Annotated in this window: 11 protein-coding genes, 1 tRNA gene and 1 pseudogene; 4 read left to right on the forward strand and 9 right to left on the reverse strand. The window is 64.3% G+C overall.

The features are described from left to right. The 3 genes and pseudogenes from EN949_RS28390 to EN949_RS28400 form a co-directional block, all read right to left on the reverse strand. Positions 1–94 (reverse strand): annotated as a pseudogene (locus tag EN949_RS28390) (ATP:cob(I)alamin adenosyltransferase); the annotation flags it as partial. 25 nt (positions 95–119) lie between these two features. Further along, complete coding sequence (locus tag EN949_RS28395; RefSeq protein WP_013529428.1) at positions 120–311, reverse strand: twin transmembrane helix small protein; 192 nt, start codon at positions 309–311, stop codon at positions 120–122. A gap of 24 nt (positions 312–335) precedes the next feature. Further along, on the reverse strand, positions 336–1,202 hold the full coding sequence (locus EN949_RS28400) for an SDR family oxidoreductase (protein ID WP_127365830.1): 867 nt from the start codon (positions 1,200–1,202) through the stop codon (positions 336–338). A 55-nt stretch (positions 1,203–1,257) separates the two neighbouring features. Here EN949_RS28400 and EN949_RS28405 point away from each other — a divergent pair, with 55 nt between their 5' ends. Continuing rightward, a complete protein-coding gene (locus EN949_RS28405) occupies positions 1,258–2,109 on the forward strand; it encodes a YihY/virulence factor BrkB family protein (protein ID WP_013529430.1) in 852 nt (283 codons plus the stop codon). Between the two features lie 84 nt (positions 2,110–2,193). Here the strand turns inward: EN949_RS28405 and EN949_RS28410 are convergent, their stop codons facing one another. Together EN949_RS28410 and gluQRS are read right to left on the reverse strand one after the other, a co-directional pair. Beyond that, on the reverse strand, positions 2,194–3,090 hold the full coding sequence (locus tag EN949_RS28410; protein WP_063169083.1) for a DMT family transporter: 897 nt from the start codon (positions 3,088–3,090) through the stop codon (positions 2,194–2,196). 148 nt (positions 3,091–3,238) lie between these two features. Beyond that, positions 3,239–4,114 (reverse strand): tRNA glutamyl-Q(34) synthetase GluQRS, encoded by an 876-nt coding sequence (gene gluQRS, locus EN949_RS28415; protein WP_064993102.1) that lies wholly within the window; start codon positions 4,112–4,114, stop codon positions 3,239–3,241. A 74-nt stretch (positions 4,115–4,188) separates the two neighbouring features. Between gluQRS and EN949_RS28420 the strand changes: the two genes are divergently transcribed. Further along, positions 4,189–4,830, forward strand: a complete 642-nt coding sequence (locus tag EN949_RS28420; RefSeq protein ID WP_013529433.1) for a DNA-3-methyladenine glycosylase — start codon at positions 4,189–4,191, stop codon at positions 4,828–4,830. 128 nt (positions 4,831–4,958) lie between these two features. Continuing rightward, positions 4,959–5,516 (forward strand): HNH endonuclease, encoded by a 558-nt coding sequence (locus EN949_RS28425; protein WP_006328497.1) that lies wholly within the window; start codon positions 4,959–4,961, stop codon positions 5,514–5,516. Between the two features lie 165 nt (positions 5,517–5,681). Here the strand turns inward: EN949_RS28425 and EN949_RS28430 are convergent, their stop codons facing one another. Beyond that, a complete protein-coding gene (locus tag EN949_RS28430) occupies positions 5,682–6,200 on the reverse strand; it encodes a disulfide bond formation protein B (protein ID WP_063169081.1) in 519 nt (172 codons plus the stop codon). Positions 6,201–6,234: 34 nt separating this feature from the next. After that, positions 6,235–6,822 (reverse strand): YqaA family protein, encoded by a 588-nt coding sequence (locus tag EN949_RS28435; protein WP_013529435.1) that lies wholly within the window; start codon positions 6,820–6,822, stop codon positions 6,235–6,237. A 274-nt stretch (positions 6,823–7,096) separates the two neighbouring features. Between EN949_RS28435 and EN949_RS28440 the strand changes: the two genes are divergently transcribed. Beyond that, a tRNA-Leu gene (locus EN949_RS28440) sits at positions 7,097–7,181 on the forward strand. A gap of 97 nt (positions 7,182–7,278) precedes the next feature. Here EN949_RS28440 and EN949_RS28445 read toward each other — a convergent pair. Together EN949_RS28445 and EN949_RS28450 are read right to left on the reverse strand one after the other, a co-directional pair. Next, complete coding sequence (locus tag EN949_RS28445) at positions 7,279–8,562, reverse strand: hypothetical protein (protein WP_127367555.1); 1,284 nt, start codon at positions 8,560–8,562, stop codon at positions 7,279–7,281. Between the two features lie 232 nt (positions 8,563–8,794). After that, complete coding sequence (locus tag EN949_RS28450; protein WP_013529437.1) at positions 8,795–10,075, reverse strand: GNAT family N-acetyltransferase; 1,281 nt, start codon at positions 10,073–10,075, stop codon at positions 8,795–8,797. Between the last annotated feature and the right edge of the window lie 59 nt (positions 10,076–10,134).

Genomic DNA, 10,134 nt, shown 5'->3' on the forward strand with positions numbered 1-10,134 from the left:
CCCGCAGATCGGATTTCAGCCGCCTCTCGCCGGTGCCGAGACCCGTGGTGCCATCATCGCCGGTGCGGGTGTAGATCTTGTTGAGCTTGACCATTTCGCCTCCCCGGCCGCCGGCATCCTCACTTGCGGGTGAAATACACCGCCAGCAGGATCAGCACCAGCGCCACGGCCTGCAGCATGACTCGCGCCTGCATCAGCTTGTTCGAGGTGACGCCGGAGCCGCCGCGCATCATGTTGATGAGGCCGCGAACAAGCACGACCGCAACGGCGACCATGACCAGAATGGCGAGAATGTTGAAGACGGTTGCCATTGCTTCGTTCCAGTTGGTTGGCGTTCAGGCGCGTTTGGCCATCAGGCGGTAAAGCATCGATGCCGGCAGGATGCGTCTGAGCACCGCGCCGATCCTGGCGGGCACTGTTACCACATAGTGCGGGCGTGGGCGCCGCGACAGAAGTGCATGGCGCAGCGCCGCATGAACCACTTCCGGCCCTGGCTTCAAGGCCGATTGGCTGCCGCCGGCCCGCAGTCGCTCGAGTTGCGCCGCATAGTCCACGCGGTGCACGGAATTCTCGTGGTCGATGTTGCTGAGAAACCAAATGAGGCCATTGCTGGCGATCTTCGACTTCACCGGCCCCGGCTCGATCAGCGAAACGTGGACGCCGCTGCCGGCCAGTTCCTGGCGCTGGCAGAGCATCAAGGCCTCCAGTGCGTGCTTCGACGCCGAATAGGCGCCGCGAAAGCGCACCGGCACGAGGCCAAGGATCGAGGAGCAGTGGACGATGCGGCCCTGACCCTGGCGGCGCATCACCGGCACCAGCCGGCGGGTCAAATCATGCCAGCCGAAGAAATTCGCCTCGAACTGCTGCTTGAGCGCGGCAACGGGCAGATCCTCGACGGCGCCCGGCTGCGCATACGCGCCGTTGTTGAACAGGGCGTCGAGCCGGCCGCCGGTGCGGTCGAGCACCGCCGTCACCAGCGCGGCGATGGAGTCCGGCTCGCAATAATCGAGATAGAAGGCCTCGATGCCGTCGGCTTCGAGCGCGGCGATGTCCTGTGGCTTGCGCGCCGTTGCGAACACCCGCCAGCCTTCCGCCTTCAACGCGCGGGCGCAGTACGCGCCTATTCCCGAAGACGCACCGGTGATGATAATCGAGCGCAACTTCTGCGCCGGACCGTTCGTGGTTTCGCCAAGGGTTGCCATTTGCCGCAATCCCTTCCCATATTCCCGGCGTGGAGACAATTGGAGGGCGCGGTTCTTGTTGCGGAAGATCGTAGCCCTCAAGCGGGTCCTCTACGACGCACTTGGCCATTTCAACACCGATGACGGCTGGGCGATGGCCAGCCATCTGGCGATCACCTCGCTGATGGCGCTGTTCCCGTTCCTGATCTTCGCGACGACGCTGGCGAGCTTCCTCGGCGCGCAGGCGTTCTCCGACACGGCCGTGCATCTGGTCTTCGACACCTGGCCCGAACAGATCGCCAAGCCGATCGCGCGCGAAGTGCTCAATGTGCTGACCGTCAGGCGCACCGACCTTTTGACCTATGGTGTGGTGCTTGCGGCCTATTTTGCCTCGAACGGCATCGAGGCGCTGCGCACGTCGCTCAACCGCGCCTACCGCGTCTCGGAAACGCGCGGCATCATCTACCGCCGGGTGCAGAGCATCATCTTCGTTCTCATCGCCACGGCCGGTTTCCTGGCGATCAGCGTGCTCCTGGTGTTCGCGCCGCTGCTGGCGCGGCTCGCGGAAGCCCATATCGACTGGATCAAGCCCTATATGGGCACCATTACGCTATGGCGTTACGTCATCGCTTCGGCGGTCATTGTCGGCGGATTGTTTGCCGTCCATTTCTGGCTGCCGGCGGGCAAGCGCCGCTTCGTCTCGCTGGTGCCGGGCATCGTCTTCACGCTGGCGGCATGGCTTATCGGTTCGACCATCTTCGCCACCTATCTCGACCACTTCTCGTCCTATGTGACGACCTATGCCGGCCTGGCCTCGATCATGATCGCCGTGGTCTTCCTCTACATGGTGTCGGCGATCTTCATCCTCGGCGGCGAGCTCAATGCCGCGATCAGCCGCTACCTGGAGGCGCGTGCGCGGGTGGGATGACAGGTCGAATTGAGGAATTGAAGAATTGGAGAAAAAGCGGGCCATATCCGGCGCTGTCTGCTTCTTCCTCAATTCCTCAATTCCTCAATTCCTCAATTCCACAGTTCTTCCCTTGGCCTGCCGCGCCGTTGCCAGGCCGACGCCGAATGTCGTGATCGCCATGCCGGCAATCTGAAGTGCGTTGAGCTGCTCGTCGAACAGGGCCCAGGCGATGATCGCCGTCACCGCCGGCACCAGGTAGAACAGCGAGGCGACCTTCGACATCTCGCCGTCGCGGATCATCACCATCAGCAGGAAGATGGCGCCGAGCGACAGCACCAGCACCAGCCAGGCCATGGCGAAGATCAGTTCGCCATTGATGACGACCGTGTGGGTTTCGAAGGCGAGGGAGGCGACGAGCATCAGCGAGCCACCGCCGACATATTGCCACATGGTCGCCGCGACGAGGTCGCCGCCGGAGGCAAAGCGCTTCTGCCAGATGGTGCCGGCGCTCATGCCGAGCACCGAAACCAGCGAGGCGGTCAATGTCGCCGCGGTCACGCCGCCGCCGAGCGCGCCGAGCTTCGGCCACAGCACGATGACGATACCGATGAGGCCGATGCCAAGGCCAAGCCAGTGACGCGGCAGGATCGCCTCGCCGAGGAATTTGCCGGCCAGCACCGCCGTGATCAGCGGCTGCAGGCCGACGATGAGGGCCGAAAAGCCGGCCGGCATGCCCCTGTGGATGGCCCAGAACACAGCGCCGAGATAGACGCCATGCATCAGGATGCCCGCGCCGGTGGCATGCAGCGCCTCCTCGCGGGTGGCTTTTTTCGAACCCAATACAAGCATCAGGACGGCCAGCAGGATGGCGGCGATGACGAACCGCGCGGCGAGGAAGGTGAACGGCTCCGCCCATGGCATGGCGTAGCGTGCGCCAATGAAGCCGGTCGCCCACAGAACGACGAAGGTGGCGGGAATGAACCGCTTGATGCTGTGCATGTTCCGGGGTCCGCCGCACTGGAGAGAATTGCCGTGGCGATGCTCTAATCCCGTTCACCCCGGCGCGCAAAGCGAAACGGTTGATCCATAGATCACCGGAATTCAACGCCGGCCCATCTGGGGGAGTGGCTCCCTGGTCTCACCGGGCTCAAAGCCCGACCATTCGCCTGATGTCGTCAGGCGATGCGCCGGCATGGCGCAAGGCGGCAAGGCCGGTATCGCCCAGGCTCTTCGACAGTTTTCGCCCGTCGGGCCCGAGGATGAGACGATGATGGAAATAGGCGGGTTGCGGCAGTCCCAGGAGTTGCTGCAGCAGGCGCTGCACGCCGGTGGCGGAAAACAGATCCTGGCCACGCACGACGTGGCTGACACCTTGCAGGGCATCGTCCATGACGACGGCGAGGTGGTAGCTGGTCGGGATATCGCGGCGCGCCACGATCACGTCGCCCCAGTCCTGCGGACGGGCTTCGATCGAGCGTGTCGCGGAAAGCGTCTCGTCGGCGAATTCGGTCCAAGACAGGTCCTTGCCGACACGCGCCAAGGCGGCATCGACATCCAGCCGCCAGGCGAAGGGCGCATTCCCGGCGATCCGCCGCTGGCGTTCCTTGACTGGCAGCGCCTTGTCCGCGGCGGGGTAGAGCGGCACGCCATCGGGATCGCGCGGCCAGTCGCGCCCACGCTTTTCGCTGTCGGCGATGAAGGCGCGGATCTCGCCACGGCTCATGAAGGCGGGATAGACGAGTTCCTCCCGGACCAGCCGCTCGAGCACCGCCTGGTATTCGGCGAAATGCTCGGATTGGCGGCGCACCGGCTCTTCCCAGCCAAGCCCCAGCCATTTCAGGTCGGCAAGCACGCCGGCCTCGAATTGCGGCGTGCAGCGCGTCGTGTCGATATCCTCGATGCGCAGCAGCAGGCGGCCGTCCGCCCGTGCCGCCAGCTTCTGGTTGAGCAGCGCCGAATAGGCGTGGCCGAGATGCAGGTCGCCATTGGGGCTGGGCGCGAAGCGGAATGTCAGGAGTGTCATCTCTGCGGCGGCAATCGGGTTGTGCGGCGGTTTTGCCAATTGCTACCGTGCTGCCGGTTCAGGAACAAGAAAGCATGCAGCGTATCGCGACATCAGACGACATTGCCCGGGGGCTCGATGCGCTTTGCGTGATCGACCCGCGCCTGGAAAAGGTGCGCGGCATGGCCGGCGAAGTGCCGCTGCGGCTGTCCGAACCGGGGTTTCGAAGCCTGGCGTCGATCGTCGTCTCGCAGCAAGTGTCCCGCGCCAGCGCCGATGCGATCTTCGGCCGGCTGACCAAGCTCGTCGATCCGCTGACGCCGCAGGCGATCCTGGCCGCCGGCGAGGACATGTTTCGCGAGGCCGGCCTGTCGCGGCCGAAGCAGCGCGGCCTGATCGCAATTGCCCAGGCCGTGGTCGACGGCCTCGACCTGCATCACCTCTGTTCGCTCGATGCCGAGGAGGCGATCACGACGATGACGGCGGTGTCCGGCATCGGCCCGTGGACGGCGGAAGTGTACCTCTTATTCGCCGCCGGGCACCCCGACATTTTCCCCGCGCGTGATGTCGCGCTGCAGAGCGCGGTCGGCCACGCGCTCGGCATCGAGCCGCGTCCGCCGGAGAAAACGCTGATCGCATTGGCCGAATCATGGAGCCCGTGGCGAGGTGTCGCATCGCGGCTTTTCTGGTCCTATTATCGTGAAACCAGAGGGCGGGACGCCGCGCCGCCGGCCTGAATCCGCGAAAAATCATAAAAATCATGCATTTTTGGCGCTTCAGCGACGCGACAATCCGCTTCACATCCCTGTCATGTCGGGCTTACAGTATCCGTGCCGTTCGGGTCTAGAACCAAGGAGGTGAACACGTGACGGTTGCCGTATCTCCGGATGGGCTTCCAGCACTGGTGCTGAATGCGGATTACCGTCCGCTCAGCTATTACCCCTTGTCGCTCTGGTCGTGGCAGGACGCTATCAAGGCGGTGTTCCTCGACCGGGTGAACATCGTCGCCGAATACGAGCACGCCGTCTCCTCGCCGACCTTCTCGATGAAGCTGCCGAGCGTTGTCAGTCTTAAGGCCTATGTGAAGCCCTCCAGGCACCCGGCCTTCACCCGCTTCAACGTCTTCCTGCGCGATCGCTTCCAGTGCCAGTATTGCGGCACGCCGGAGGACCTGACCTTCGATCACGTCATCCCCCGCCATCGCGGCGGCGCGACGACGTGGGAGAATGTCGTTGCCGCCTGTTCGCCGTGCAATTTGAGGAAGGGCGGCATGATGCCGGCGCATGCCAAGATGTGGCCGTTGCAGAAGCCTTTCCAGCCGACGGTGCACGATCTGCACAACAATGGCCGCCTGTTCCCGCCCAACCATCTGCATGAGAGCTGGATGGATTATCTCTACTGGGATGTCGAACTCGAACCATAGAGTTCGGCACAAATCCGCCATGCTGGCCGCCTGACGCAGCTTTCTGCGCTTCCGGTGCTCACGTACTTCAGTACGCTCCGCTCCGGTTCTCGAAAGCCGCGCCATCCGACTCAGCCTGGCGAATTTTTGCTCGAACTCTGCGTCGCGCCGTTCAATCGAATTGGTTTAGTCGCGGGCGAAAGCGGCTCGGAAGGCGACGGCGGCGAGGATCAGGCTGGCGATGGCGTTCCAGCCGGCCAGCGACAGGCCGAGGATGCGCAAAGCGGCCTTGTCGCAGGACGGCGGCACGAATTTGTCGAGCGCGTCGAGCACGCCCTTGCCGCCGGTGTCGACCGGTCCGGCGCCTGCGGTACAATCGGTCGGGCCGGCCCACCACTGCCATTCGACGCCGGAGTGGTAGACGCCGAGATAGAGGCCGTAGAGCATCAGGATGCCGCCGACGGCCAGCAGGCCGCGCGTCAGCCAGCTGGGTGCGTGCAGCATCGACGCAATCACCGCCAGCACCATCAGCGGGACGCCGATATAGTAGGGCGTGCGCTGTTCGAGGCAGAGGTGGCAGGGGATGTAGCCGCCGAGATACTGGAAGCCGAGCGCCGAGCCAACGGTGGCGGCCATGGCGACGGCGAGGAACAAGGCGGTCAGCGTGCGCTGGCGTCCGGTGTCGGCATTCATGGTCGCTGTCATTTCAATCGGTCCGTCCGGCTTGCAATGGTTCTGTTCAGAACGCGTATTTGACCAGGATATAGAGCAAAATCAGGGCAACCGCGCCGGCGCCGGCGATCAGGCCGAGGCGCTTTTCGATGAATTCGCGGATCGGTTCGCCATAGCGGCGCAGCAGCCAGGCGAGCAGCAGGAAGCGGGCGCCGCGGGCCACGATCGCCAGCACGATGAACAGCAGCAAATTGACGCCGATGACACCGGACAGGATCGTCACCACCTTGATCGGCGGCAGGTGGGCGGCACCCGACGTGATCAGCATCAGGACGATGAAGCCGACGCCGGCGCCCGCGCGCAGTTGCTCGAACTCGTCGTACTTGCCGTAGAATTCGAGGATCGGCCTGGCGACCGCGTCATAGGCATAGTGGCCGATGAACCAGCCGGCGATGCCGCCCAGCACCGAGGCGACGGTGGCGATCAGCGCATAGCGGTAGGCGCGATCCGGCCGCGACAGCGCCATCGGCAGATAGAGCACGTCGGCCGGCACCAGGAACACCGAGCTTTCGACGAAGGCGATGAAGGCCAGCCACCATTCGGCGGATTTGCGGGCCGCCAGCGACAGGGTCCAGTCGTAAAGTCCGCGAAGCATCGGCACTCCTAATGCGTGTCGTTCAATTGCGCAGGCAGGTTGGGGTGTAACGGCATGCACAGAACAAAGACCCAGCGCACGCCATCCGTCCCCGCAGACGTGCCGCGCTTTGATGCGCCGCCTGTCTAGAAAGATTTTCCGCGCTGCACAATGGCAGCCCCGTCACGAAATCGAAAGGCGCAGTTTGGTCGCATCCGGGGCGACGAGGAATTGGCCAGTTGACGAACAGGCCTCCAACCGTATAGTCCCGCGCCATCCAGGCCGCCCGGCCTGAGCCCCTATGGCGGAATTGGTAGACGCGCTCGACTCAAAATCGAGTTCCGCAAGGAGTGCTGGTTCGATCCCGGCTAGGGGCACCACCCTTCGCTCTCCGAGCTTCGGGTGGCAGGCCACTCGAAGTTCAATAGACGAAGGGCGTCACGGTCGCTTTGGCTCCCGATACGTCTCAGCAGGCGATCAACACGCTTTGCGCGCCACGCTGGGGTCGCCGTCATTGGCCGGGCCGATCTCGCCAGCTGCCAGCAATTCGTCGAATGTCCGTTCTAGGTCGGCGCTGTCATCGGCTGCCGGTCCGCTGGGCGGATCCTGGCGTGTCAGCGTTTCCAGCCTTTGGTGAAGCTGGCGGTTCTCGTTGCGGCAACGGGCATGCGCGAGTTCGTCGGTCATGCCGCGCAAGCGGAGATCGGCGAGTTGAACCTTCACCGCGCCACAGTCTCGGCGCGCCGCGTCGCGCTCCTGGCGTAAATTCGCAATCTCGGTTTCCGAGGTTTGGCGCCGATGCTCGGCCACGTCCTCGGCGCGCTGCCCGGCGCTCGGCGTTGCGCGGACCACGCTTTGATCGGGGGCGCTGCGCTGGAGCGAGCGCAACCTCTTTTCAAGTTCCACGGCCCGTTCCTGCGCGGCGGCGGCGCAATCGCCGAGAACGCCGCGCTGATGCTCGACCGTGGACAGCCGCGCCTGCAGGTCCTGCTGTACAAGCATCTGCGCAGATAGTTTGCCGGTCAGTCGTTCGTTGTGGAGCTGGTAGTCCGCGACCTTGGACCGAAGCAGCATGGCGGCCTGTTGCAAGCTGGCGAGCCGCGATGCAACGTCCTCACGCGCCTGCTCGGCGGCTTGCCTGGCCATGGTCTCGTCGCGAAGTTGCCCCGACACGCGCGCCAGGTTCCGTCCCAGGCGCTCGACCTCGACATTCGCTTCGAGGAACCGTGTTGCGCGCTGGCCGGCATGCCTATCCGCCTGCGCAATGGTCTGCCGTGCCCTGTTGAGTTGGACCTCCAGGTCGGCGATGGTCTTGCTTGCGATCGATAGCTCGCGCGATTTTCGCCCAAGCTCTTTCGAGGTGCGATCCTGCAAGCGTTGCAGCTTCGCCACCTCTTCCTGCAAGTCCCATTTGTCCGTATCGTGAGCGTCGGCATCGTGCGTTTGCGCATCGAGCCTGGCCACATAGTCCTCAACCAACGACCACGCCAAGTCGTCATCGTTGGACAAGAGCGAGGAGCCGCGCATGGCGTGGGCCTGACTCGAGCCCGTCCGGGCCGAAGTCGAGCCGAGGGAGGCGGCCAGCGTGTCTGACTGGGCCAATCCGGTCACGGGCTCCTCTTCGAAGAGAGGCAAAGCTTGATGCGTGGCGGCTCGGATGCTTCGAATCAGTTCTTCGAAGTCTTCGTCGGCCCTTCGGACAACGGCGCTGTCGTTCGCACTGATGTGCCGGGCGCCGTTGGCCTCATGATTCAGCGACATTTTTCTCTCATCGCGGACCGAATCACTAGACTATCGTGCATCAAGGACAAGAATGCGAGTAGATCTTGCCGGGTTTCACCGGAAAATTGCTGCAAAAAATCTCGTTTTTTTGAAGCGGAAGTCGATCTTAGCGCTTGCCTCTTGGGCAATCGAAGTAAAGTCCCGGCCACCTCTGTGTCAAATATTGCAGCGAAAATGTGCCATCCTTCCAGAACCGCACCCTTGCCTTTTCTCAGCGCCGCCCCAACAAGCTCTTCATGCGGTTGCGCAGCAGGCGGGCCATGTTGCGGGTTTCGCGGTAGAGGTGCAGTTGCGAGGCGGCCTGGCGGGTGAGGCGGTCGGCGTCCGGCGTCAGGCCGATCACCAGCGTGCCCATCGGCTTGCGCTCGGCCCATAGCCGGCTCATCACCGGATGGTCGGGCACGGCGCAGGAATCGGTCATCATGATGTTGGGATCGTCGAGATGCTGCCTGGTCACCTCGATCATCAGCAAGGTGCCCGGCGAATAGCTGGCCAGCGTCTCGTCATAGGCGGTCTTCCAGGTGTAGGCGATGCCGGCTTCGACGAAGACGATCAGGCAGGCGATGGTGCGGCCGTCGAGCGTCAGCGAATGGATGCGGCACATGTCCTGCTCGGCCAGCCGGTGCACGGCCTCGCGGGCGAAGGCGGCGCGGAAACGGTCGATCGCCATGGCGGTGCGTTCGCGGCCCTTCCAGCCGGCCGCCTCCAGCGTCAGGAAGTTCTCGATGGCGTGGCGGATGTCTTCGGGGCCGCGCGCCACGACATGCTCCAGCCTGCCGAGGTCGCCAAGGCGCCGCTTCAGCCGCCGGAACTCGCGATAATGGTGCGAACGCAGCGAGGCCTTCAGATAGTCATCGCCGTCGCGCTCGCTCTCCAGCGCCGGGCGCAGGGTCTGGCCGGTGGTGACCAGCATCAGGCCGCGCGTCTCGGCCACGGTGGCAAACAGGCTCGCCACCGGGCCATCGAGCCGGACATCGGGCAGGACGAACACTTTCGGCAGCTTGAGATGCGGGCGCGACAGCATCGAGAAGAAATCCTCGACGACGCCCACCGGGTCGTCGCGGTCGACCAGCGGCGTGCCGAGCGGACCGAACGGGCTCGACCATGTGCGCATCACCGGCACGCCGAGCGGCACCACCGGCCGTTCCACCGAGAACGGCACCAGAAGGCGCAGCCGGTTGCGGTATTCGTCGCCGTCGCGGATGACCGCCAGCCGCACCTCGCGATCCTCCAGCCGCGGCATGGCGGGCGCAAGGAAACGCGGGTTGAAGAACACGTTGGGCTCGACCGTGCGGGCGCAGAGATAATCCAGTTCCTCGACAAGGTCGAAGCCGGCGGATGCCGGGTAGATGGCGAGCTTGCGCTCGGGCCGGTTGTTGGCGAGAATCTCGATATGGGCGGGGTCGGCGTCACGGGTCAGCCCGGCAAGGCCCGACACCATGGCGCCGGCGGTGCCGCCGCTGGTTTCCTCAAGCAACGGGATGGCAGCCATCACGCGGCTCCTTTCGCAGGCACGAAGATAAGCATGACGATGCCGAGCTTGCGCCACAC

Source organism: Mesorhizobium sp. M7A.F.Ca.US.007.01.2.1 (genome assembly GCF_003998165.1).
GTDB classification, from domain to species: domain Bacteria; phylum Pseudomonadota; class Alphaproteobacteria; order Rhizobiales; family Rhizobiaceae; genus Mesorhizobium; species Mesorhizobium ciceri.

What these genes read in the sequence shown, in the direction of transcription:
- EN949_RS28450 (WP_013529437.1), bottom strand. Translation starts at nt 10,075, where the DNA reads ATGGCTGCCATCCCGTTGCTTGAGGAAACCAGCGGCGGCACCGCCGGC.
- gluQRS (WP_064993102.1), bottom strand. Translation starts at nt 4,114, where the DNA reads ATGACACTCCTGACATTCCGCTTCGCGCCCAGCCCCAATGGCGACCTG.
- EN949_RS28445 (WP_127367555.1), bottom strand. Translation starts at nt 8,562, where the DNA reads ATGTCGCTGAATCATGAGGCCAACGGCGCCCGGCACATCAGTGCGAAC.
- EN949_RS28435 (WP_013529435.1), bottom strand. Translation starts at nt 6,822, where the DNA reads ATGCTTCGCGGACTTTACGACTGGACCCTGTCGCTGGCGGCCCGCAAA.
- EN949_RS28400 (WP_127365830.1), bottom strand. Translation starts at nt 1,202, where the DNA reads ATGGCAACCCTTGGCGAAACCACGAACGGTCCGGCGCAGAAGTTGCGC.
- EN949_RS28420 (WP_013529433.1), top strand. Translation starts at nt 4,189, where the DNA reads ATGCAGCGTATCGCGACATCAGACGACATTGCCCGGGGGCTCGATGCG.
- EN949_RS28430 (WP_063169081.1), bottom strand. Translation starts at nt 6,200, where the DNA reads ATGACAGCGACCATGAATGCCGACACCGGACGCCAGCGCACGCTGACC.
- EN949_RS28410 (WP_063169083.1), bottom strand. Translation starts at nt 3,090, where the DNA reads ATGCACAGCATCAAGCGGTTCATTCCCGCCACCTTCGTCGTTCTGTGG.
- EN949_RS28395 (WP_013529428.1), bottom strand. Translation starts at nt 311, where the DNA reads ATGGCAACCGTCTTCAACATTCTCGCCATTCTGGTCATGGTCGCCGTT.